Raw genomic sequence first — 24041 nt, 5'->3', positions numbered from 1 at the left:
GGGTTATAAGTAAACAGGATATGACCGTTTATCAAGAGTGGGATCGTGTGAAGGGTCATAAGTGGAAAAGAAATGACCCTTTATCAGGATGGAGATTGTGTGAAGGGTTATAAGTGGATAAGATATAACCGTTTATCAAGAGTAGGATCGTGCGAAGGGTCATAAGTGGTTAAGATATGACCCTTCATCAGAAGGGAGATTGTGTGAAGGGTTATAACTAAACAAGAAATGACTCTTGATCAAGAAGGGGATTGTTTGAAGGGTCATAAATGCGATGCCATCCTATTAAGTGATGGAAAGTGACGCCACTCCCAAAACCTAAAAAAGGATGCCCCCAGCGGGCATCCTTCTTCACAATCATCCATTCGGTTTTTCAGGCGGTGTCTGGGGTTCGCCCGGCGGTTTCGCAGGCTCTCCCGTTTTTGGTTTTTCAGGCGGAGCCGGCGGCTTAGGTTCAGCAGGCTTGGGCTCCGCAGGTTTTGGTTCTGCCGGTTTAGGTGCAGCAGGCTTTGGCTCTGCAGGTTTTGCAGCGGCCGGTTTTTCTGCCTGGTAGCTGCCGCTTTTCACAATGGAGGAAGCAGGTGATTCTTTTCCGGCTACATCAACTGCTGTGACGTAGTAGGCTGCCGGAGAGCCGCCGATTGAAGCGGAAAGGCTCTTGGAAGCCGGAATGCTGGCAACTTTTTTAAAGTCTTTAGAGAAATTGCCGGCTGCATATACGCGGTAGCCGATGACATCAGAATCTCCGCTTGTGTTCCATGCAAGAGAGCTGCCGCTTATTCCGACACCTGTTACTTGCCTTGGCACCGCTCCGTTGTCCCTGATTTCATTTCCGTCAGTGACGACAATTTTTCCCCAATTTGTTTTGTTTGGCAGCAGTTCTTTTAAATCGCTGAAGCTGCTGAGATTATGCAATTCAAGGATTTCCTTCTTCAGCATCGGACCCTGAAGGACAAATTCAGCAGGTGCAGAAGGAGGTACCTGATACGCACGGTCTTTTACAAACACATATTTTCCGGATGTTAAACTGTCATCCGTTTTTTTCGGCACGAATTTGGCGTTGAAAAGATCTGTTGTGACTAGTCCTGCCTGCTGGCACATCGCAGACGGAAGATCGCCTGAAAGGGCGCAGTAGGATCTCTGGACTATTCCGCCCGGCATTTTAAACGTCGCTTTTGGTGCAATCATTCCCGGGTTTACTTCATGTGCAGCGTTCATCATCTTGGACCAGAGGAGGATGTTCCGCTGGCTGTAGGACATGCCTTTATAGTTTTTATCAACAGACTTTGGAGTATCATAGCCGAGCCATGTGCCAAAGGACACATTTGGATTAGAAGCTACAAACCAAATATCCTTATACTCCTGACTCGTACCTGTCTTTCCTGCCCAGTCTGCACTGAACGATAAGTAATTTTTGGCCGAAGCCCCGGTTCCGGACTGAATGACATCTCTCATCATATCAATCGTCAGATAGGAAGTTTGCGGCGTGAACACGTCAACAGCTTTTGATTGATGCTGGTAAATGACTTCTCCTGATTTTGTTTCAATTTTTTCAATCAGATAAGCATCAACAAATTTTCCGCCGTTTGCAAAGGTAGCATACGCATTTACGTTTTCTTCAACTGTCACTCCGTTGGTCAATCCCCCGATCGCAACGGCAGGGATTCCGATATCTCTTTTAGAAATATTGCTCATGCCCATTTTCTTTAAGTATTCAGTAGGATTTTGATCCATAACCCTCATATATGATTTAATGGCAGGTATGTTATAGGATTTTTCAAGAGCAAATCGCGCACTTGTGAAGCCGTGGAACCTGCCGTCAAAGTTTTTAGGCTTCCATCCCCGAACGTCCATCGGCACATCTGCAAGAACGGAACCAGGCTGCAGTTTTCCGACTTCCATGGCAGGGGCATAGGCAAGGAGCGGCTTCATCGTCGAACCATTCGAACGGTACGAATCTGTCGCATGATTCGTCTCTGAAACATCGTGATCTCTTCCCCCGACAAAGCTGAGGATTTTTCCGGTTTTGTTTTCGATTAATACAGCTCCTACTTCAACCGGTTCCTGAACTTGATCCTTTTTGCCTGTTTCTTTATTAATCTTGTATTCTGGTTTGCTGTTGCCGTAATATTCATAGGATTTGGCAATGGCATTCATTTTATCGTACATATTTTTATTGACAGTAGTGTGAATCTTGTAGCCGTTTTGTCTTAGATTTCTGTCTGCCAGAGCTTTGTATTCGGCATAGAGTTCTTTATTTTGCTTTAATTCATCCAGTTTGCGGCCGTCTTTTTCCGCAAGCTGGGCAAGAATGATATCTCTTGCGCGCTCTTCAATTTCGTATGTGAGCCAAGGATATTCATCAATGGAAGAAGGTTTGGCGGCTGTTAAGCTTTTTCTGAGGTCGAATTTGCTTGCTTCCTGATATTCCTGCTGGGTAATAAAGCCTTTGTCGTGCATGCGGCGCAGAACGGTTTTCATTCTGGACGTCCCCGCATCAAGATTTTCTTTAATTTCTCCCTGGTTTGTAAAAGGTGTGTAGCCAAACGGGCTTTGCGGAAGTCCCGCTATAAATGCTGCTTGAGGGAGGGACAGGTCTTTTGCATCGACTCCGAAAATACCTTGGGCAGCTGCCTGTACTCCCGCGACATTTCTTCCTGATGCATTTCTTCCAAGATCCGCTACATTCAGGTAAGCTTCAAGAATCTCTTCTTTTTCAAAAAATCGTTCTAGTCTGAGCGCAAGCAGAATTTCCTTTGCTTTTCGGTCAAAAGAAACTTCATCGGTCAGGATCTGATTTTTGATGAGCTGCTGAGTCAGCGTGCTTCCTCCTGAACGATTAGACGAGTTGGTTGCTTCCTGAAAAAGAGCGCGCATAATCGCTTTAGGAACCACGCCGTCATGCTCGTAGAAAAATTCATCTTCAGTCGCAATTACGGCATTTTTTACATGATCAGATATATCTGCAAGCTTTACTTCCTGCCGTTCAATATCTGCCCGGAGCTTGCCGAGGTAAACATTATCCGAAAAATAAACCTGTGAGGTTTCTTCATAGTTGTAGATGTCTTTTTTCATTGAATTGTATGTGCGGAGAGGTTCATCTTTTACGAGAGAAGCAAAATAGCCTGCTCCTACGCCCGCACCAAAAGAAGCCGTCAGTAAACCGATTACAATAAACACAAGCACCAGGTTCCAGATGACTCCATATGTAATGTTAAACCCTTTAATTGTTCTATGTTTGTATGGCATCCATTTTCTGTACCACGTTCTAAGTTTATCCATGAGCGTATCATCCCCCTATACAATCACTTCATTATATCATATAAAAACAGTTCTTTTGTATGATCTTGTCAAATCGGGGCGGATCGTTTGACAAGTCATGCTGAGTTGTGGTAAAAAAGATTTATTATTATTTATCGCTTTGAATGGAAGAAGTAGTGAACATCTCCCTGTCCCAGAAAGCTGATGGTCGATGCAAATCAGCACAAAGATGGATCATGAATTACCTCCAGGAGCTTCTTTTGTGAACGGCAGATCTGCCAATTAGCAGAAGACGGGTTAAAGGCCGTTATCTTTTCGAGACGGGAAGCATGCTTCCCAAAGCAGGGTGGTACCGCGTATTCCACGCCCCTTCATTTATTGAAGGGGCGTTTTTGTATTTTATGAAAAAGGAGAGAAGCAAAATGAGTGAATTGCTCAAAGATCTTCAGTTCAGAGGATTAATTAATCAAATGACAGACGAAGAAGGCCTGAAAAAGGTGCTTGAAGAGGAGTCTGTTAAATTATATACAGGATTTGACCCGACAGCAGACAGCCTGCACATCGGCCATCTGCTTCCAATTTTAACTCTTCGCCGTTTCCAGCAGGCAGGACACCGTCCGATTGCCCTCGTAGGGGGAGCAACAGGAATGATTGGAGATCCGTCCGGCAAAAAAGCAGAACGTACGCTGAATACATCTGATATCGTCAAAGAATGGTCAGATAAAATTAAGAACCAGCTGTCACGTTTCCTTGATTTTGATCCTTCAGGAAAAAATCCTGCCGTACTTGCAAACAACTTCGACTGGATCGGTTCTATGGATCTGATTACATTCCTTCGAGATGTGGGCAAAAACTTCGGCATCAACTACATGCTTGCTAAAGATACGGTTGCTTCAAGAATCGAATCCGGCATCTCATACACAGAATTCAGCTACATGATTCTGCAATCTTACGACTTTTTGAACCTGTACAGAGAAGAAGGCTGCAGACTTCAGGTTGGCGGAAGCGATCAGTGGGGCAATATCACAGCTGGTCTTGAGCTCATCCGCAAATCAGAAGAGAATGCAAAAGCATTCGGTCTAACTGTACCGCTTGTGACAAAATCAGACGGCACAAAATTCGGCAAAACAGAAGGCGGCGCGATCTGGCTTGATAAGGAAAAGACAACGCCTTACGAGTTCTACCAGTTCTGGATCAACACAGACGACCGCGATGTAATGAAATACATCAAGTTTTTCACGTTCCTTTCTCATGAAGAAATTGCTTCACTCGAATTGGAACTGACAGATGCTCCGGAAAAGCGCGCAGCTCAAAAAGCACTCGCTGAAGAAATGACAAAGCTTGTCCATGGAGAAAAATCCCTTGAGCAGGCCATTAAAATTTCACAGGCACTTTTCAGCGGCAACATCAAAGAACTGACTGGCGACGAAATTGAACAGGGCTTCAAAGACGTTCCTGCCTTTACAGTAGAAGAGAACGAAATCGGACTGGTTGACCTTTTAGTCAGCGCCAAAATTTCTCCTTCAAAACGCCAGGCGAGAGAAGACGTATCAAACGGAGCGGTATACATTAACGGCGAACGCGTCCAGGAAACAGACAAAGTTCTTGGAGCCGAAGACCGCATTGACGGCAAATTCACCGTGATCCGCAGAGGGAAGAAGAAGTACACGCTGATTCAGTACAAATAATTTTTGAAAGCCTCTATTTATAGGGGCTTTTTTTCTTGCCAAAAATTACACTCCAAACCCTCCCCAAAAAAGTTGTAAGCGAACAGGTGTTTGCATATAATAAAGGGAGAGCAAAGGAGCTGAAAAAATGAACATACTATTTGAGAGGTCGATTAATCAGAAGCTTCCGATTGAAATTATTTATCTTTCTGAAAAAGGAGCTTTGTCCCAGAGAACAATCGCTGTGAGGGAAATACGCGGCAGCTATGTAAAGGCGTACTGTTTTTCAAAGCAGCAGGTGAGGATCTTTAAGGTGGACAACATTTTATCTGCCGGTGTGAAGGGGAAACGGGTGAATTATGCGTAACTATAGAAAAAACCCCGGCATAAGCCGGGGTTTTTGAAGATATTAACGAGAGTAGAACTCAATAGCTTCTAAAACCCTAGTATTCTTAGGTTTTCAGAGGAATTTTTGAAAACCTCCCCCAAAACCTCCCCCAAAACCTCCCCCAATTTACAAATGAAGTGCCTGTTCAAATGCCTGAACAGATTCCTCTTCAAGGTCTTTGAATGAATGTCCATAGATATCCAATATCATTTGAGGAGTATTTCCAAGACGATCCGCAATGACTTTTACAGGAATTCTTTTACTTATTAAAATGGTTGCATGAGTGTGTCGTAAGCCATGAGGAGTTATCCGTTTTAGATTTATTTTATTAAGTATTCGATCCATCGAATACTTAATAGTATTATCTGTTACTGGAGTGCCATTCTGATAAGAGATAAAGATGAAATCCTCTTCTGAAAAAATTAAACCATAGGATAATTTTATCTCTTTGCACCACTTACGATATGACGTTAATTGTTTGATTAACGCTTCATCAATTAAGATTGTACGATAGCTGCGTTTAGTTTTTGGCGTTCGTTCGCCTTTATTATCACGGGTACGCTTAACTGAAATTGTCCTAGCCTCAAGGTTAACATCTTCCCATTTTAATCCTTGAGCTTCTCCCTTTCTTAATCCCGTATATGCGAGCAGGAAGATCAGAGTATAATTAGTGATGTTGTCTAGTTCTTTGCTGGCAGCAAGAAGTTTTCTTAATTCATTTGAAGTAAGGAAATTATCTGCTGCTTCTTCCATTTCAATCGTTATCTTATTGAAGCGGTTTCTCGGAATGATTTCATCATCTACAGCAGCATTTACTGCTACTTTAAATAATTTGTGGAATAGTTGAACAGTACTTGGTTTGTATTTTTTTAGCAGTGTGTTTATATACACTCTTTTATAGGTTGTCTTATCAAGTTCCGCTAATTTGTACTTACCCAGGAGTGGTTTCATCTGATATTTAATGGCATTTTTTCGTTGTAATTGAGAACTTACTTTCCAACTGTTTTTATGAGTTTCATACCAAGTATCTAGCCATTCACCTATAGTTAAATTATTACTCTCTACTCTTTTTACATCACCATTGAGTATTCCGGTTTTTACTTCTAATAATGCTCTATATGCCTCATTCTCTGAAGTGAATCCTTGTTTAGACTTTTCTTTTCTCTTTCCTAAGTGATCATAGTATCGATGGCGATAGCACCACAATTTAATTCCTTTTACATTATGGTAAAAAAACAATTCTGAGTCTTTTTTTGTTTTGTGAAGTTTCATTTTATTCCCCTTTCTGAACGTGGACAGACGCTTAGCTTGGGAACAAAAATTTAAAAACCACCCCCTTTAAAGAACATACGTTCTATTATTGATTAAAAAAATTTACGCTCTAAAAACATATTTACCACTCTAGGAGGAACACCGTATTCTTCTATTGCTTCATTTATATATATCATCTCTGTTTCTTTATTAGCTAATAGTAACTTAACTGCGAAAAAATTTGCCTCAACTTCAATCTGATCTATAGAAAAAAGAGTATTCTTTTTTAAAAAAGGAGTATAGGCATTAGGATGAAGGATAGCATGACCCAATTCGTGGGAGCAGATAAATTCTCTTTGTTTATCCGAAGTGTTTTCATTAATATGTATGATTTTAATTCTAAAGTTTTTACTGTAATAACCTAATGTATTGCCTAAGTTTTCAAAGACGACCGCTATCCCCAGACTTTGAGCAATCGTAAAAGGGCAATTGGTTTTATTTCTCTCTACTAGCCTTTCGACCTTTCTGGTAATTGACTCCATGGTTACACTCCTAGTTGCGGTATTTTTTAGGTGTGAATTTTTGTTTAGCTAATCGCTTTGCTAATCGCAACGAGTTTTCAAGGGACGATATAAGCAATTCTCTATCCTCATCATCCATGTCTTCGATGTTGTGACCATCAAAAGCAGCATACCCATTTTTAGACTCTAATCCCTCTATCATCCGGCTTAGTTCCTTTTGAATATCTTTTTCATCTTTTGAGTTAAGTTCTGGAAGCGAAGTATTCGTTGAACTAATTTCAAGCTCATCATATTCTTCTTTAGCTAAATCATCAGCTTTTATTCCCAGTACCTTACATACTTTTAATACATTATCAATTGAAGCGTTTTTTAAATCCCTTTCGATCATTGATCTTAATGTTGTATAGGCTACTCCGCTGGCCTTAGATAATGACATGATAGTGAAACCTTTCTCTTTTATCATGCGATCTAAGTATTCTCCTCTTTTCATCTCATTCCACCTCACTAATATACGATTATTCGTTATTTATGTATCAAATATACCATCGTTATTTCCATAAGTAAACATATTGTTACGACAGGTTGTAATTTATCCATTGTATTAGTTGATTAGTTACGATATGTAGTATATTATTGATCTTAGGTTACGATGTATCGTAAAAAGTGAGGTGGAACTATGTTTAGGAATCTAGAAGCTGAGATGGCTAGAAGAGGCATTACTAAATTGTCACTTGCCAAGAGATTAGGTATGCGGTATCCGACTTTAATTGACAAATTAAATGGAAAATATCGTCTGTATTTCGAAGAAGCTCTTCGAATAAGGCAAGAAATATGTCCTGAAATGGATCTTGACTATCTTTTTGCAACAACAAAAAACCAGTCAGCTTAATTTTAAGGAGGTGAATACATTTGCCGCTAGCAAAAGTAAATGTGGATGTAGATGAAAAAGAAATTAAAGATTTTATTAATATGCAGTTAGAGCAAGCCCTGCGTGAATTCCTATTTATGTGGGACATTGATCAAATGGCAAAAAGAACATGCATGAGTAAATCATTTCTAGAGAATGAATTCCTTCATGATCCCCGAATGAAGTTATTGGAAAGAAGGAAGGAAAAGGGCAAAAGGTTTTGGTTTTATGAAGAGTCAAAGCAAGCAATGAAATCTATCATGGACGAATGGTAAGTTACTGCGTGGACAGACGTTATTAAAGTAAAACTGGAGGATAGTTAATGGAACACTTACATCTAATAGAATCAAATAATCAGCGTGTTTTAACTACAGCCAATCTAGCAGAGGCTTATGGAACAGATGAAAAAAGAATCTCAGAAAATTTCATTCGTAATAAGGAACGATATATATTGGGTAAGCACTTTCTTCTTTTACAAGGAGAAGAACTCAGATATTTCAAGGTCACTTATCCGCAAATTGCAGAACAGTCTAAAAGGGCTCCAATGTTATATGTATGGACAGAGAAAGGTGCATGGATGCATGCCAAATCGCTTAACACTCCTAAAGCTTGGAATGCATATGAGTCACTAGTAGATGATTACTACAATGTTAAAATGTCGTTGCAAGGAGCAAATAAAATTACCGAAAGAGACAAGTTGCATTCTGTTATGAAACTAGCTTTCTATCATGATGAAGACCTTAAAGAAATTAAACAAGATGTTGCAACGATTAAAAAAGATCTTGAACAGCGTATTACAGTTAATTATGGACAGCAGCAGGCAATAAATAATGCAGTAAAGAAGCGAGTTCATAAACTGTGGGATGAAAATGTCGTGAATAAAGATGTGCATAAATCAATCCGAAAATTGTATTCTTCTCTCTGGAAAGACTTAAAAGCTGCATTTGCTGTAAATAGCTATTGTAACATTCGAGAAAAGGATTTTGAGGAGGCCATTAAATATGTCCAAGCATGGAGACCTCGGTTGATTTGAGGATTAATGGAAAGGATTTGTTTCTATGATTACGGAATATACATGCCTAGACTGCAAAGTAGAAGAGTATGAGTTTGCAATAGTACCAAAAAAGAAGTGTCCTAATTGCGGCATGATAATGAATTGTAAAGAGGATTTAGAATGATATCGAGGACCTTAGTTATAGGCATAAAAAAATCCATTGCTACCAACAATGGACGCTTATAAAAAATACTTTTTTCAATTGTAACATAAATATAGGGGAAATTGCATGAGAGGGTGTAAATATGGCTAAATATCGCCAAGTGCATGTAGAGTTTTGGCAGGATGGATTTGTTTTAGATCTTACGCCGGAAGAAAAGTACTTTTATCTGTATCTTATGACTAATAGTAAAACCAGCCAGTGTGGCATATACGAATTGCCTCTTAGAATAATTGAAACTGAGACAGGCTATAACCGGGAAACTGTAACCAAATTAATAAAACGGTTTATCAGTTACGGAAAGATTAACTATGATAGTGGAACCAAAGAAGTAATGATCATAAATTGGTTAAAATTTAATCGCATTGCGTCTCCAAAAGTAATCGCATGCGTAAACAAAGAAGTATCTCAAATAAAGTCAAAATCATTTAAGAATGCATTTATATCAACATCTAAACAGTATGGATACCCTATAGATACCCTATCCATACACTATGGGGAAGAAGAAGAAAAAGAAGAAGAAAAAGAAGAAGAAAAAGAAGAAGAAAAAGAAAATAAGAATAGTATTTACTCAAATGAATTTGAGCAATTCTGGTCAATATATCCTCGGAAAATTGATAAGAAAAAAGCTGCCAAATCTTTTAAGTCAGCCATGAAAACCCATTCACTTAAAAAGATTCTAATTGGGACTGATATGTACGCTAAACAAGTACTAAATACTGCTAAACAATACATTAAGCATCCAGCAACTTTTTTAAATAACGATTCATTCATTGATGGTTATGAGGAGAGAGAAGAAAATGCAAAAGATACAGCAGAACTTCTTAAAGAATACGATCTCGGTTTCTGAGTTCAGATGTCCTAGTTGTTCAAAGAAATATCTTTTGAAAGATGGATTGGAATATTGTTTTCATTGTACAGAGGTTGCTTTAGTAGATAAACAACTCGGTAAAGAAGCATCAGAATGGATTAAAAACAGAGAAATGGATGAAATACTAGATGTTTTTAAATATCACAGTTTAATAAATCGTGATCTAGAGCTAGCTGCATTTGACACATTTATACCCAAAAATGAGTCACAGAAAGAGGCTTTGCTTAAATCTCAAGAATACGTTGAGAGCTTTAATGGAGTTGATGGATTGTTCTTTCTTGGAGAACCTGGGCGCGGCAAAAGTCACTTAGCAGCATCCATTGCAAAGTCACTAACCAAAAGAAAGGTGTCGTGTATTTTCATTTCCTTACCTCGATTACTTACAGAACTTAAGAATTCATACAACAAAAACAGCGAAGTATCAGAGAAAGATATCTTACGAGCCATGCAAAAAACAGACCTTCTTATATTAGATGATATTGGAGCTGATAGGGCAAAAGATGACAAAGGTTCTTCTTGGGCACGTGGTAAAACATTTGAAGTACTGGATAGTAGACTAGGAAAATCCAATGTAATAACAACAAATTATGGATCCAAAGAACTTATTCAAATGTATGGAGAAAGGGATTTCAGTCGAATGGTGCAAAATACTACACCCATTAAAATAAGTGGTAAGAATTATAGATTCGAAGGCTTAGGGGGATAACTAATGAAGTGTAATTGTTGTGGACAAGCTGCAGTAAAAGAAAATTTAGGGACATATATTTTTATCCCATGTAAATGTCCAATAATTAAAGAAGATGAAGAGAGAAGGTATAAATTTATTAAAAAAAGGCTGGATGAAGCAATGGCAAGTTTAGATAAAAGTGTTCAGCTGCAAGAAAGATAATGTAGAACAAGGAGATTTAAATTCATGCTGGGGGGATAAAATGTCACAATTATCATTTACATTACCAGAAATAAACCGAGAAGAAACCAAAAAGAGAGTCGAAGAAGCACTTGAAAAATATAGAATTTTATTACTACAGACATTTGAAGAGGAATTGCCTAAACTTACAGCAAACTACTCTTTTCTGCCACCTTCAAAGTCAAATGTTAACTTTTCAAACACGGAGAATATAGCCGTTAAAAAAGCAGATTATGATCGACACAGAAAACAATTTCTCGCTCAAATTCACAAGGCTGTAAATCGTCTATCGCAACAGGAAAGATCGATAATAATAAATAGGTATATGAGCCAGGAAGAAGCCTACGATTATGAAATCTATAATCAAATCGGTATGAGTGAAAGAAAATATTACCGAGTTAAGACAAGGGCTTTTTATAAGTTAGCCTTAATACTTAATATCGAGGTATATGCTGAGCGTGAGAGTGTGATGAATTAGTGAATTTTGTCCAACCAATAAGAGATCCTGAAATGATCTTTTTCATTAAACGTTATCTCAAGGAACAGAATGAAAGAAATTATATGTTATTTGTTACAGGTATTAACTCTGGATTGAGAATATCTGATATTTTGCCTCTAAAAGTGATAGATGCAAAGAAATCTTATTTCAATATCACAGAAATTAAAACAAACAAGAAAAAGCGCATAGATATGACTCCGCAGCTCCAAAGAGAATTCAAAAAGTATATTGAAGGTAAAGAGGATCATGTTTACCTTTTTAAGAGCAGAGAGGGTCTAAACAAACCAATAGGGCGGAGTCAAGCATATAAAATTCTTAGAAAGGCTGCTGAATATGTAGGACTCGATGACATCGGGACACATACTTTAAGGAAGACGTTTGGATACCATTTGTATAAACAGACTGGTGATGTAGCTTTACTACAGAAAATACTTAATCACTCTGATCCAGCATTTACCCTAAGGTATATTGGAATTGATCAGGATGCAATGAACAAAGCTTTAAGAACATTTAGAATATAAGGAAGGAATTAATCAATTACTAAAACCCCAATTTAAAAATTGGGGTTTTAGAATACCTTTTAAATTTATTATATATCATTCTGTCTAGATGAATTATTATGCTTCCAAACACATAATTCATCATTAATTTTTATTATTAGGAACGCAAACAATTTCATGAAAGTCATATAGTTGGTTTCATGAATTTTCTCATTACTAGGATCATTTGGCTGCGTCCCATGGAGATACATATTTCTTAAGTCTAAAGAGTTGCTAAAAGTAGCTTTATTTAAATGATAATCAAAATACTCATGTTCAAGCTTATTAAAGAATTTATTTTCTGCTATCAGAAGGCCTTCTTCTAATAACTTGTCAATTTTAGTTTTATATTCTTTAGGAACTCTCCAATAATTGATTACTTCGTCGTTATATAATTTATGTAAAACCATCACTTTTATTTTATCCTTTAATTTTAAAAAACCCTGTGAATCTATCTCAATATAATCTCTTTCTTGAAGCCATTTCAATTCAATTACTAGGTACTCATCATATTCATCACTTTTTATTTTTTCACTAAGTAATAAACTAAAAAAATCAGATGTTTCTCTTTTCAATCTTGGGGTGTAACTTAACATACATTGTTTGGAAAATAACAGATAAGTAGCTTTTAAATATTCTTCCCCACTTGGATAAATGTATTTTTGATGTAGAATGCTCGAACACTCTTTATAGAGTAAATGATTCGAAGAAAAATGTAATAACTCATTATCAATATATCCATCCTCTATAAAATATCCATACTGCTTAAGGGCACTTTCCATTTCGGGAAGAATTGCTCTGCATTTTTCTAAGTAAGATGAACCCTTTGAAGGTAACTTAATTCTAAAATTAACTATTCCAAATTCTTCACTTAAATATTTTGTGAAGAACCACTCGAATACCTCTTCAAGTCTAACATTAAATTTAAGAAGTTGATGATAATACCCCTGCATTTTTAGTGTGGAAAAAAAATTCTTATGGTGAAAAATACTACCCACATTATATGATTTTTTAGTACGAGTCAAAAAAAACTGCTCTAATGTACCTTGTTCATTCATTTTGCTTACATCATTTAGCAACATTGTACTATCCACATACTCAAAAATATAAATGAAATTATTAAGTAGTGTATTAAAATCTGAATTTTCTTCTAACCACTTCATTCCCACTATACATTCCCAGTTTAATCCTGAAAAATTGTATATAACAGCTTCTTCTTGATCTGATTTAAAAATTACAGAAGTGGAATACTCCAATCCTCTATTAGTTTTAAATATCTTTTCTTCCTCTAAATTAAGTCTTTTGGAGGCCTCGAGTCTGGTTTTGTCTGATATCCTAAGTTCGGTTGAATTTTGAATGTTTTTTATGACTCTTAAATAATTTATATTAGGATCTGCAGAATTAATATAATTTTTAATTAACTGTTCCTTATTTTCAACTGTTAATGCTGATGGAAAAAACATTTCTTCTTTTTCAGTCATATGGATAATTTCATATACATCAAGTATATATTCTGCACTTTTGATATCCGCAAACATATATTGAATAATTTCATTACTAAAAAAATTAACTATTTTTTTATTTTTTAGTATTGGTGGTAGGAAAATATCATCTCTAAATAATATTTCTAAAAAATCGCTTTTAGAAATATGATGGAATGCTTTAAAGTGATTAATTAGACTCCAGTAATCATCTAAATATTTAAACTCCACATCTTTGAATATTGCTATTAAATTAGTTGCATTTTCTTTGTGTAAAAACTGTCCTATAAAACCTTTTATTAGATTTATTTCAGTTTTTAAAGTTATGTGTTTTTTATCAATAAAATACTCATTTAAGTTTCCTTCATCATAAAACTTAATAATGTTATACAATTCAATCACTTCGTTAATGTTTACAGTTTTTTTGGAATATGGTTTTTCATTAAAAATTTTTTCAATCCTATCCAAATATCCGCGCACTATTATAGTTGCTTTAGGGGAAAACTTAACTCTATTCATAAGTTACCTCTTATTATCAGAATGAATTTTTTATTGCTTTCATTAAATACTACCATAAATTACAAGTGTAGGTTTAAACTACAATACTCCTCATTATATATTTGTGTTACTCATTTTTTAAATGGGCCTTGAATACATACAGGACAACCTTCGTAGTACATTTATCAATTCAACACAATATAAGATATGGGTAATTAGAGGGAAAAAAGGATAATATGTCTAATTAATATAAAAGAATAATTTTTTGTGAAATATAACTAACAAAACTCAAATTTTTATACTAAAGATAGGGGATTAGACATGGATAAAAACGAGATAATTACCATTAATACTAGTAATGAAGTAGCGCAATCTGTTGATGCTTATGAAGTAGGACCATCTGTTGATGCTTTTTCAAAAGGGCTTCAACAATACTTAGAAAATCTTGATTTACCTTCTCAGAATATTTTAGTCACTCCAGACGAGAGAATGGACGTCTTGGACAATCTACCTAGGGTAGTTAACCGGTTGACTCCAGAATTAAAAAGTAGTTCTATGTACATTTCTAAATTTATAGCAGCATGTGGGGCTGGTTTATTCGATGCTGCATTAAATTTTCTTTGGAACGAAACGGTAATCAATTTACGTAAAAAAGTTATTAGGTTTGATATGGATTATTTTTTAAACAGTATTGTAACCGACACTAAACGTCGAGCTACTTTCAAAACAGAAGAAGATTTAAAGAAACTAGATGAATGGGAATTAATTAAAGGCTGTAAGGATACTGGAATAATAACGGATATTGGTTATAAGCATCTTGATTACATTCGTGATATGAGGAATCACGCTAGTGCGGCCCATCCAAACCATAACGACTTAGACGGTTTACAGCTAACAAGCTGGTTACAAACTTGCATTAAGGAAGTCTTAGCAAAAGAACCGGAAGGACCTGTTTTGGAAGTGAAAAGGTTATTAAATAATTTGAGAACCAATATACTCTCAACCATCGATTTACCACCTATTAACTCTAATATTGAAATGTTACCAGTGGATTTAGTAGATTCTACGATCAGAGCAGTTTTTGGAATGTATACGGACCCTCAATTAGATGTCAAAATAAAAAATAATTTAAAACTAGTAGCACCTTCTTTATGGGAAAACTGTTCTGTAGAATCTAAGAGAAGTCTAGGGTTAAAGTATGCAGTTTATTCAGCAAATGCAGATTTATTTAGAAAGGGCTTAGCTCATGAGTTTTTGCAATTTGTACAAGGATTATCATATTTGCCAGAAGAACAAATTGCAGTCGATATGGATATGGCATTAGATAACTTGTTTTCGGCCCATAATGGGTTTAATAATTTCCACAATGAGCCACCTCATGCAAGACTACTATCTGCATATGTTCCGCAGACAGGTGAGATACCGTTAATAGTTATTGATAAATATGTGAAAGTACTAACTATGTGTTACATTGGAAATGGTTATGGGGTCTCTGATTCTGCATCAATCTATTATGATGATCTTATCAATCGATTTACCGAACCTCAAATAAGAGAGTTTGTAAAGCTTATTAATGATAGTGATGTTAAATCAAGGTTGCAATTTTCTCGATGTTCTACAAGGTTTAATAATCTTATAGAACAGTTTTTACCTAGAGTTGCAGATGTGAAACTTCAACAGGTTTTAACATATTTATTTAAAACACCTAATAATAACCTTCAAAATCTAAAAAATGATACTGAATATAAACGCCTAACGTTAAACTTGTAAAAAGAAAATATTATTGCAGACGATAAGCAGAAAAATGGCAGAAGTACGGCAGAGCATTAACCACTATACCTGATAATATGATATTAACAAAATAACTCAAAAGCGTTTTTCCAATCGGGAGGGCGCTTTTTCTATGCCTTAAAAGAAGAATGAGATTAGGTAAGATAGTTAGGAATTGTCACCTTAGCAGAACAAAAATACTTTGAATTGTATAAGAAGATGCACTGGACTACATGAAGAGACAGTGTTAAATGGATTTGATAAGGCTCTACAGATAAATTAAAGGAGGAATATTCCTGTTTAATGCAGGATTTCATCTTATGTTGTCGAAACTGATGACAATAGGGAGGTGAGTATATGTCGGTTAGTTTGCAAGCCAAATTTGACAAAGTTGAAATGGTTTTTAAAGGTTTAAACGCTACACATAAAGTCATTTATATTATAGAGCAAGTGGAAAGTTCACCTTTTCTTAAGAAATTCCAGGTGAAATCACTTAAAAATAATCAAAAAGAAATAAGTAAAATTGGTCTTAGAATTGATGAGATATTAAAGGATCCAAATATTGATGCTAAATATAGTAAAGAGTTTGTACAATTAAGTGATCAAATCAAGTTCTTATCAGAGGAATTCATATCATATGGAGATATCATTGTCTATTTAGATCATGACTGTATAAAATTTGAAGTTATTGTTACTAATGATCAACCAAAGGAATTTATTTTTACAAAAGAAGAATATTGGGATTCACTTATTAAATTTTTAGAAGAAGACTTGAATCAGAGTATATTAAACAAAATAACGATTTAAAGCACCTATATGGTGCTTTTTATATTTCAGGCAATAGGCCTGTTAACTGGTAACTTAATTTAGAAAGGATGTTCTCTTTATGAGTGAAATCAATATGGGTGGTCTGAGATTAGATGTTAAAGCGATTGGTATTGATGAAACATTAGAGAAGTTAAACAAACTTAATGAATTATTAAAAGAGGCTAACTCTTTAAAAAACGAATTAGCCAATTCTGAAATCTCAATACAATTTAAGCATCAATCATTCGAGTAGGGACTGGGGGATTGAGGAAAAGTAGCTTAGCTTCAAGCCTCTTAATGAACATTTCTAAGTACCATTTGAGTTCTGTAAACTCCACTCCCTCATGTTTTTGCTCGTAATGAACGTAATCATTCCCGAGTATGCGGACAACATCTGCTGAAGTCAAGGCTTCCTGCTCATCTAAATAATCTTTTAGAGCATTACTTAATGATTTTCTTTTTACTACTTTTGGATCTTCATGCAAGGCATTAATTGCAAAATCCTTAATAAGAATTTCTAATGCTAGACGGTAACCAGCGCCAGCCACGTCTAAGTGATTTTGTTGTTCCGCCGTATAAGCCTGGTTGTAGACGTCTATAAACCTGGGAGAAATTTTTTCAATTAAATCATGGAACTGAACTTTTTTTTGGTTCGGATAGACGGATATGTACTCTAACTCTTGATTATTTTCCTTGTATCTCTTATGTAAAGTAACAAAGAATTTTTCACAATCAGGGCATTTATGAAGTAAGACATTTAGTGCTTCTTCATTTCCTATATAACTCAAACGATAATATTCAACTGTTATTGCTGAAATTGCTTGATTACAATGGGGACAAAATCTTGGTATCTTAATTTTTAAGTTTGAGAAATAGGGTGTGTTTGGCTTTGAAACTATAACTTCTTTTAAATTATCCATAGAAAAATGCTCCTTAATTTTTTTTGCAAGTTCTCAAAATATTACATTAGAATATGTCAGAAACTCATAGCGGATATAAGAAGTATATTATTGCAATTTATTTATCATAAAAATTATCATTTCATCAACTTCGGCATTAGGATTTATAGAAGTTATTTCATCTCGAACATCATTAAGTCTTATTCTTTTCCCAGTTTCAATCTCTTCGACCAATTTTGGTTGTATAGAACCAACTTTTGTCAAATATACAATATAATCTTTTTCATTAATAGTGACAATAGATATATCTATTTTACTGTTATGCAACCATGCATATGACATGTTCTCACCTCTTTTTTTACATTATTCGTCATTATAAGAGGTAAATCCTCTTAGTTGTGGAATTGTAAATTGAAAGGTGGAGAAAGTGTTGGACACAGTAGAGATTTTAAGCTTAAGTATTTCTGGGTTAAGCGTAATAGTGACGGGTTTTTTTAGTTTCTTAATTTTTAGTGCAAATAAGAAATCTGCAGAAGCAGCAGTTCAATCCGCGAGAGCAGCTGAAGAAGCCACTAAAGCATCAGTAGAAAGTGTAAAGATTGCAAAGGCGATGATGGATTTACAGACCGAACAAAAGAAACAAATTAGAAATCACCTAAAACGAGATGTTATTGATCAAGTGACTTTCTTGTGTTTATACCTGGAGGCAAACAAATCAAATTATTCTGCTGCAAAAATGAAGATGTTTCCAGAAAAAATATTTATCACTAATCAGGATTTAGGGACTTACTTTACTGAAGAAGAAACCCAAGCCATTCGTGATGCTATTATGTCTTACAAGGCTTTTAGAATTTTATATTATAAAGATGGTGAACCACATTTCATGGTGAATGATAGTTTCATAAAAGATCACGATAAACTCTTGGAATTATTGAGTAAAGTATTAGTAAGTTTAGGCGCCGAGGAATAGGGTGTCTTTTTATTTGAGGTGAAACAATGAAATCATACGCTAATAAATTCTATAAGTCTTCAACTTGGGAGTGCAAACGTATAAGAATCTTGAAGCGTGACTTATATGAGTGTAGAGAATGCAAACGTTATGGAAAGAAGACAGCAGCATCCACGGTTCATCACATCAATCCTTTATTGGACAAGCCAGAGCTTCGACTTGCTACATGGAATCTGTTGAGCTTATGCAATAGGTGTCATGATAAGATGCACGACCGGACAACTGATCGTCTGACTACCTTGGGTGAGTGGTGGGTAGAACGCGCTGAAAGAATGAGAGATTATGAAAAAATCATTTAGAAAAATCTCAAAAAAAAACCTAAATTTTATTCTTTGTTTAACCCCCCCTAACTTTTTTAAAAAAATATTTTTTTCTGGGGACCGAGGGGGGGAACTTTTTCCAATAGAGCGATTTTCCAAAAATTTTTTTTCGGAGGTGAGAAGGCGTTGACGAAGCTGCCGTCCAAAGAAACGATTAAACGAAAAACGATCTCGGATATGAAAGAGCTCGGAGTGCATAAACCCCAGTATAATCGCTTGATTGACATCTATGCCGAACTTGTTTTTCAATACAACCGGTTGAATGAGCAATTCAAAGATGAGGGATATGAATACGAGTCATATACTGCTGCAGGAGGTGCAAAAAAATCCCCGATTGTTGCATCCCTGGAATCACTTCGGAAGGACATTTTGGCATACTCCGATCGTCTCTGCCTTAATCCGAAATCCAGCGATTCCCCCATTGAAAAGAAAAAAACCTCATCGCTGGCTAGTGTTTTGAGCAGCCTGAAATGAAAAAGAAAAAATACGAGAACTATGACGTGGTAATGGAGTATGCCAACAGCATTATAGAACGCAGGAAGCTTGTAAACCGGGAACAAATTCAAGGATGCGAGCGCTTTTTGCGCGACTTAAAGAATCCGGATTATGAGTTTGATCCAAAGGATGCAGAGTTCGTCATAGGAATCATCGAAAAAACCTTTGTTCATGCCCAGGGAGAAATGCTGGACGGAACTCCTTTGAGGGGCACACCCTTTTTATTAGAGCCTTTTCACAAATTCCAGGTTTACAATTTGCTTGGCTTTTATAAAAAGGGGACGAAGATCCGCCGGTTCAAAGAGGCATTTATTTATATCCCTCGAAAAAACATCAAGACAAGTTTTGCGGCTGGCCTCGCTTGGGCGTTGGGGCTATTGAACCGGAAGAGTGGAAGTAAAGTGTACATCGTTGCTGCCGCGTTGAAGCAGTCATTGGAAAGTTTCAACTTTATCAATTTTAACTTGGGACAAATGGGGGAGAAAGAAAATTTCCGTGTAATCGACAACAACCAGGAACACTCAATCTCCGGTGATTTAGGGGACGGTTCGCTTTACATCCAGGCACTTGCGGCCAATCCGGATAAACAGGACTCACTAAACTGTAACATCTCCATTGCTGATGAGCTGCACGCCTATAAAACACCGAAGCAATACAACATCATCAAGGAAGCCATGAAAGCTTATACAAACAAGCTGATGATTGGCATTACGACAGCCGGCGATGATATGACGAGCTTCTGCTATCAGCGCCTGCAGTATTGTAAAAAGATTTTAGACGGGACGATTAAGGACGAAGCCTATTTTGTCTTTATTGCAAAAGCTGACGAGGATGAAAAAGGGAATGTAGACTATACAAATCCTATTGAACATCAAAAAGCAAACCCGGCTTATGGCGTTTCTATTCGGCCGGATGATATTTTGAACGACGCCCTGCAGGCTCAAAACGATCCCCAGCAGCGCAAAGACTTTCTGGCCAAGTCACTGAACATCTACACGTCAGCGATGAGGGCCTATTTTAATATTGACGAGTTTAAAGTCTCTGATAGGAAGTACAAGTGGACAATCAAGGATCTGATTAAGCTGAATATAGACTGGTATGGCGGCGCCGACCTTTCGAAAATGCACGATTTAACAGCAGCTGCCCTTTATGGAAATTATAAAGGCGTTGATATTGCTGTTACGCATGCCTGGTTCCCGATAGTGGCCGCAACCCAAAAGGCAGAGGAGGATAATATTCCTCTGTTTGGATGGAGGGATGATGGGTGGCTGAATATGTGTAATACTGCCACCGTCAATCACTCGGACATAGTCAATTGGTTTGCGAATATGAAGAAGATGGGATTCAAGGTGAAGCAGGTAGGATTTGACCGCAAGTTCTCCCGTGAGTTTTTTGTCGATATGAAAAAGAAAGGCTTCAAAATGATTGATCAGCCGCAATACTTTTATAAGAAATCAGAAGGTTTCCGGCGGATTGAGAAAAAAGCAAAAGATGAAATGTTCTATTATCTGCATTCACAAGCTTTTGAATATTGCGTTCAAAATGTGGCTGCGATTGAAAAAACAGATGACATGATCCAATACGAAAAAGTGATGCCAAACCTCCGCATTGATGTATTCGACGCGGCTGTTTTTGGTGCTATTCGTATGCTTGAAAACATTGAGAAGTCAACTGACGCAAGCTCTTGGCTGAAAGGAGGATGATGCATGGCCAAGCGAAACCGCAGTAAAAAGAAAAGTCAGGTCCGGTCTGAACCGTTAACAACCATCGGGCTCTTTATGGCCGGAGAAGACAAGTCACTTCTTGTTTCAGGATATACAAAGATGTCTGATAATCCGGAAGTGCGAATGGCAGTTCACAGAATTGCAGACTTAATCAGCTCCATGACCATTCACTTAATGCAAAATACAGACAATGGTGATGTGAGGGTTAGAAACGCACTGGCCCGTAAGCTTGATATAAGTCCTTATAGTTTAATGACTCGGAAAGCCTGGGTGTATAACATCGTTTACACCTTGCTTCTTGATGGAAGTGGGAACAGCGTGGTTTATCCCAGGTTTGAAAAGGGACTAATACAAGACCTTATTCCTTTACGGCCATCTGGCGTTCATTTTGTCGACACTGAATTTGCCTATAAGGTGAACTATCAAGGAAAATCGTACAACTATGACGAGATCCTTCACTTTGTTTTAAACCCTGATCCGGAACGACCGTACATTGGCCAGGGCTTTCAAGTGGTCTTAAAAGAGATTGTCGATAATTTACGGCAGGCCACCAAAACCAAGAATAGCTTTATGACCGACAAGTGGAAACCCTCCGTCATTATTTCAGTTGATGCGATGTCTGAAGAGTTGGCCAGCGAAGAGGGCCGCGATCAAATCTTAAGCAAGTACATCAATGAAACCGGAGGCGGCAAGCCCTGGATTGTCCCTGCCGACTTTGTCAAAATTGAACAGGTTAAACCCTTGTCATTAAACGATTTAGCAATTAATGACGCTGTACAAATAGATAAGAGAACGGTGGCCGGCATCTTAGGAGTGCCGCCTTTTTTTGTTGGCGTGGGCGAATTTAAAAAAGATGAGTTCAACAATTTTATCAATTCTTCCTTGCTTCCTATTGCAAAAGGCATGGAGCAAGAGCTGACAAGAAAGCTCTTATATGCTTCTGATCTTTATTTCAAATTTAATCCTCGTTCCCTTTACGCGTATGACATTAAGGAATTGTCAGAGGTCGGCATGAACATGTATACGCGCGGCATCATGGAAGGGAACGAGGTGCGCGATTGGATTGGCCTTTCCCCGAAAGAGGGACTTAATGAACTTGTCATGCTAGAGAACTATATCCCAGCTGGCATGATTGGCGATCAAAAGAAGTTGAACCAAGGAGGTGAAAACGATGAGTAGAGTTAAGGGCCGTCAAACCAGGAGCGTCTCAACAGAATTAAAGACCCGGGCTGTCGATGGAGAGGAAATGGTGATAGAGGGATATTTTGCTGTGTTCAATCGCGCCACTGAATTGTGGACAGGCGCCTATGAGGAGCTGAGTCCTGAAGCGTTCAATGAAACGCTTGGAAATGATATTCGCGGTCTAATCAATCACGATACAACCCTTGTCCTTGGCCGGAACAAATCCGGAACCCTTGAATTGAAGGCTGACAGCCATGGTCTATGGGGGAAGATTCGCATTAACCCCAATGACTCTGACGCAGTTAACATCTATGAACGGGTAAAGCGAGGGGATGTGGACCAGTGCAGTTTCGGATTCAACATCCTGAAAGAAGACACAGATTTTCGTGAAGATGGTTCGGTCAAGTGGACCATCCGAAAAGTGGACCTTCATGAAGTTTCTGTCTGTACGTTTCCGGCATATGAAGAAACGGGCGTCCAGGCTCGGAAGTCGGAAATAGAGCAACACCAAAAGCGTCAGCTCGATCAGCGTAAACACCAATTAAAGGAGCGATTGAAACAATGGCACTAAGACAAATTATGCTTTTAAAGAAAATTGAACAAAGACAATCAAGCCTGGCTGATTTATTGATTCAGCAGGAAGGGTTTGCAACAAGGTCCCAAGAGTTAGAGGCAGCGATCAATGAGGCCAAAACGGAAGACGAAATTGAAGCCGTTGAGGAGAGCATGACAAAGCTTGAAGACGACGAGGCACAGCTTGAAAAAAGTAAGACCAAGCTCGAAACAGAAATTGCTGACCTTGAAAGCGAACTCGAAAAGCTAAACAGCAACGAGCCAGCACAGCAGCAGCGTTCAAATGAAAAGGGGGAAATGGAAGGCATGAACAGACAACAGGTAAGAGAGCTATTGAGAACTGGTGAATACTACAAGCACAGCGAAGTTGTGGATTTTTACAATAAGTTCCGTAACATCCGCGCCATCTCAGGTTCCGAGCTGACTATTCCGGAAGTGGTCATTAACCGGATCATGGACATCATGGGGGATTTCACAACACTTTATCCATTGGTTGAAAAGATTCGTGTGAAAGGTACAACTCGTATCCTGGTTGATACAGATACAACGCCGGCCTCTTGGGTTGAACAAAAAGCCCCGATTCCTACTGGAGACGTTGGAACAATTGCAAACATTGACTTTGACGGGTTCAAGGTAGGTAAGGTTACGTTTGTTGACAATTACCTGCTGCAGGATTCTATCATTAACCTAGATGAATATGTGACAAAGAAAATCGCTCGAGCTATCGCTCTTGCACTTGATATTGCCATTGTAAAAGGTCAAGGAGCTGCACAAAAACAGCCGGAAGGAATCATTCCTGCCCTGCCAGCTGAAAACATTGTCTCAGTCGATGCGGATGCTAACCTTTTGAAAAACCTAGTGAAGCACCTTGGACTCATTGACACGGGCGTTGATAGTGTCGGAGAAATCGTTGCTGTCATGAGCCGCAGAACGTATTACGGCCGACTTGCAGAGTATAGCATTCAGGTGGATTCTGAGGGTAACGTGGTGGGCAAGCTTCCAAACCTTGGCCGTCCTGATCTTCTTGGCCTGCGCGTTGTTTTCAATAACAACCTGGATGCAGATAAAGTCCTTTTCGGAGAATACTCAAAGTATACGCTTGTTGAACGTGAAGCCATCACAATTGATAATTCTGAACACGTGAAATTTGTGGAAGATCAAACCGCATTCCGCGGCAAAGGACGATTCGACGGGAAACCAGTAAAGCCTGAAGCGTTTGTTCTGGTTACCATCGTAGACGTTCCTGTCGTATAAGGGA

The 24041-nt window shown here is 37.6% G+C and carries 26 protein-coding genes and 1 other annotated feature; of the genes, 19 read left to right on the top strand and 7 right to left on the bottom strand.

What is annotated here, in order from left to right; genetic code table 11:
• Window positions 1–357 precede the first annotated feature (357 nt).
• Window positions 358–3282 (bottom strand): transglycosylase domain-containing protein, encoded by a 2925-nt coding sequence (locus AZ46_RS11595; protein ID WP_051865456.1) that lies wholly within the window; start codon window positions 3280–3282, stop codon window positions 358–360.
• A gap of 130 nt (window positions 3283–3412) precedes the next feature.
• Window positions 3413–3635: a binding site (T-box leader), on the top strand.
• Between the two features lie 48 nt (window positions 3636–3683).
• Here AZ46_RS11595 and tyrS point away from each other — a divergent pair.
• Both tyrS and AZ46_RS11585 read left to right on the top strand, forming a co-directional pair.
• Window positions 3684–4949 (top strand): tyrosine--tRNA ligase, encoded by a 1266-nt coding sequence (gene tyrS / locus AZ46_RS11590; RefSeq protein ID WP_029278978.1) that lies wholly within the window; start codon window positions 3684–3686, stop codon window positions 4947–4949.
• 127 nt (window positions 4950–5076) lie between these two features.
• On the top strand, window positions 5077–5295 hold the full coding sequence (locus AZ46_RS11585) for a WYL domain-containing protein (RefSeq protein ID WP_029278980.1): 219 nt from the start codon (window positions 5077–5079) through the stop codon (window positions 5293–5295).
• Window positions 5296–5442: 147 nt separating this feature from the next.
• On the opposite strand, the gene AZ46_RS11580 is transcribed toward AZ46_RS11585, so the two are convergent.
• From AZ46_RS11580 to AZ46_RS21550, 3 genes are all read right to left on the bottom strand, one after another.
• Window positions 5443–6588 (bottom strand): tyrosine-type recombinase/integrase, encoded by a 1146-nt coding sequence (locus AZ46_RS11580; protein ID WP_029278981.1) that lies wholly within the window; start codon window positions 6586–6588, stop codon window positions 5443–5445.
• A gap of 92 nt (window positions 6589–6680) precedes the next feature.
• Window positions 6681–7109 carry an ImmA/IrrE family metallo-endopeptidase gene (locus AZ46_RS11575; protein WP_029278982.1) on the bottom strand — a complete coding sequence of 143 codons (429 nt, stop codon included), beginning with the start codon at window positions 7107–7109 and terminating at the stop codon, window positions 6681–6683.
• 10 nt (window positions 7110–7119) lie between these two features.
• Entirely contained in the window at window positions 7120–7578 is a 459-nt protein-coding gene (locus tag AZ46_RS21550) for a helix-turn-helix domain-containing protein (protein ID WP_029278984.1), read from the bottom strand.
• Window positions 7579–7997: 419 nt separating this feature from the next.
• Between AZ46_RS21550 and AZ46_RS22075 the strand changes: the two genes are divergently transcribed.
• The 7 genes from AZ46_RS22075 to AZ46_RS11530 all read left to right on the top strand — a co-directional run bounded on the left by AZ46_RS22075 (window position 7998) and on the right by AZ46_RS11530 (window position 12007).
• Window positions 7998–8270, top strand: coding sequence for a hypothetical protein (locus AZ46_RS22075; RefSeq protein WP_029278988.1), 273 nt, complete (start codon window positions 7998–8000; stop codon window positions 8268–8270).
• A 47-nt stretch (window positions 8271–8317) separates the two neighbouring features.
• Window positions 8318–9028, top strand: a complete 711-nt coding sequence (locus AZ46_RS11555) for an ORF6N domain-containing protein (protein ID WP_029278990.1) — start codon at window positions 8318–8320, stop codon at window positions 9026–9028.
• A 266-nt stretch (window positions 9029–9294) separates the two neighbouring features.
• On the top strand, window positions 9295–10059 hold the full coding sequence (locus AZ46_RS20980; protein WP_051865452.1) for a hypothetical protein: 765 nt from the start codon (window positions 9295–9297) through the stop codon (window positions 10057–10059).
• Entirely contained in the window at window positions 10010–10786 is a 777-nt protein-coding gene (locus AZ46_RS11545) for an ATP-binding protein (protein ID WP_029278994.1), read from the top strand. Before AZ46_RS20980 ends, AZ46_RS11545 begins: the two co-directional genes overlap by 50 nt.
• A 3-nt stretch (window positions 10787–10789) precedes the next feature.
• Window positions 10790–10969 carry a hypothetical protein gene (locus AZ46_RS11540; RefSeq protein WP_029278996.1) on the top strand — a complete coding sequence of 60 codons (180 nt, stop codon included), beginning with the start codon at window positions 10790–10792 and terminating at the stop codon, window positions 10967–10969.
• A 40-nt stretch (window positions 10970–11009) separates the two neighbouring features.
• Entirely contained in the window at window positions 11010–11465 is a 456-nt protein-coding gene (locus AZ46_RS11535; RefSeq protein ID WP_029278998.1) for an ArpU family phage packaging/lysis transcriptional regulator, read from the top strand.
• Entirely contained in the window at window positions 11465–12007 is a 543-nt protein-coding gene (locus tag AZ46_RS11530) for a site-specific integrase (RefSeq protein ID WP_029279000.1), read from the top strand. Before AZ46_RS11535 ends, AZ46_RS11530 begins: the two co-directional genes overlap by 1 nt.
• Before the next feature lie 68 nt (window positions 12008–12075).
• Here AZ46_RS11530 and AZ46_RS11525 read toward each other — a convergent pair whose 3' ends face one another.
• Complete coding sequence (locus AZ46_RS11525; RefSeq protein WP_051865446.1) at window positions 12076–14025, bottom strand: hypothetical protein; 1950 nt, start codon at window positions 14023–14025, stop codon at window positions 12076–12078.
• Between the two features lie 300 nt (window positions 14026–14325).
• Between AZ46_RS11525 and AZ46_RS11520 the strand changes: the two genes are divergently transcribed.
• The 3 genes from AZ46_RS11520 to AZ46_RS21965 all read left to right on the top strand — a co-directional run bounded on the left by AZ46_RS11520 (window position 14326) and on the right by AZ46_RS21965 (window position 16834).
• Entirely contained in the window at window positions 14326–15774 is a 1449-nt protein-coding gene (locus AZ46_RS11520; RefSeq protein ID WP_029279004.1) for a hypothetical protein, read from the top strand.
• 357 nt (window positions 15775–16131) lie between these two features.
• Complete coding sequence (locus AZ46_RS11515) at window positions 16132–16581, top strand: hypothetical protein (protein ID WP_029279006.1); 450 nt, start codon at window positions 16132–16134, stop codon at window positions 16579–16581.
• A gap of 79 nt (window positions 16582–16660) precedes the next feature.
• The gene (locus AZ46_RS21965; RefSeq protein WP_161781209.1) at window positions 16661–16834 is read left to right on the top strand and encodes a hypothetical protein; all 174 of its coding nucleotides are present in this window, start codon (window positions 16661–16663) and stop codon (window positions 16832–16834) included.
• On the opposite strand, the gene AZ46_RS11510 is transcribed toward AZ46_RS21965, so the two are convergent.
• Both AZ46_RS11510 and AZ46_RS11505 read right to left on the bottom strand, forming a co-directional pair.
• On the bottom strand, window positions 16812–17501 hold the full coding sequence (locus AZ46_RS11510) for a DUF4145 domain-containing protein (RefSeq protein ID WP_029279008.1): 690 nt from the start codon (window positions 17499–17501) through the stop codon (window positions 16812–16814). The genes AZ46_RS21965 and AZ46_RS11510 overlap by 23 nt on opposite strands.
• Window positions 17502–17588: 87 nt before the next feature.
• Window positions 17589–17822 (bottom strand): hypothetical protein, encoded by a 234-nt coding sequence (locus AZ46_RS11505; RefSeq protein WP_029279010.1) that lies wholly within the window; start codon window positions 17820–17822, stop codon window positions 17589–17591.
• Between the two features lie 88 nt (window positions 17823–17910).
• Between AZ46_RS11505 and AZ46_RS11500 the strand changes: the two genes are divergently transcribed.
• The 7 genes from AZ46_RS11500 to AZ46_RS11470 all read left to right on the top strand — a co-directional run bounded on the left by AZ46_RS11500 (window position 17911) and on the right by AZ46_RS11470 (window position 24037).
• Complete coding sequence (locus AZ46_RS11500; RefSeq protein WP_029279012.1) at window positions 17911–18450, top strand: hypothetical protein; 540 nt, start codon at window positions 17911–17913, stop codon at window positions 18448–18450.
• A 26-nt stretch (window positions 18451–18476) separates the two neighbouring features.
• The gene (locus AZ46_RS21545; protein ID WP_029279014.1) at window positions 18477–18788 is read left to right on the top strand and encodes an HNH endonuclease; all 312 of its coding nucleotides are present in this window, start codon (window positions 18477–18479) and stop codon (window positions 18786–18788) included.
• Window positions 18789–18935: 147 nt separating this feature from the next.
• Complete coding sequence (locus AZ46_RS11490; RefSeq protein WP_029279016.1) at window positions 18936–19283, top strand: P27 family phage terminase small subunit; 348 nt, start codon at window positions 18936–18938, stop codon at window positions 19281–19283.
• Window positions 19280–21007 (top strand): terminase large subunit, encoded by a 1728-nt coding sequence (locus tag AZ46_RS11485; RefSeq protein ID WP_029279018.1) that lies wholly within the window; start codon window positions 19280–19282, stop codon window positions 21005–21007. Before AZ46_RS11490 ends, AZ46_RS11485 begins: the two co-directional genes overlap by 4 nt.
• Window positions 21008–21010: 3 nt before the next feature.
• On the top strand, window positions 21011–22207 hold the full coding sequence (locus AZ46_RS11480) for a phage portal protein (protein ID WP_029279020.1): 1197 nt from the start codon (window positions 21011–21013) through the stop codon (window positions 22205–22207).
• Window positions 22200–22781 carry an HK97 family phage prohead protease gene (locus tag AZ46_RS11475; protein WP_029279022.1) on the top strand — a complete coding sequence of 194 codons (582 nt, stop codon included), beginning with the start codon at window positions 22200–22202 and terminating at the stop codon, window positions 22779–22781. Before AZ46_RS11480 ends, AZ46_RS11475 begins: the two co-directional genes overlap by 8 nt.
• Window positions 22772–24037, top strand: coding sequence for a phage major capsid protein (locus AZ46_RS11470; RefSeq protein ID WP_029279024.1), 1266 nt, complete (start codon window positions 22772–22774; stop codon window positions 24035–24037). The genes AZ46_RS11475 and AZ46_RS11470 overlap by 10 nt, the downstream gene beginning before the upstream one ends.
• Window positions 24038–24041: the final 4 nt, after the last annotated feature.

Origin of the sequence: Metabacillus indicus LMG 22858, assembly GCF_000708755.2 — a bacterium.
GTDB lineage: Bacteria > Bacillota > Bacilli > Bacillales > Bacillaceae > Bacillus_P > Bacillus_P indicus.
Note: the sequence above shows the minus strand (reverse complement) of the source record. Positions and strands in the feature narration are given on the sequence as shown.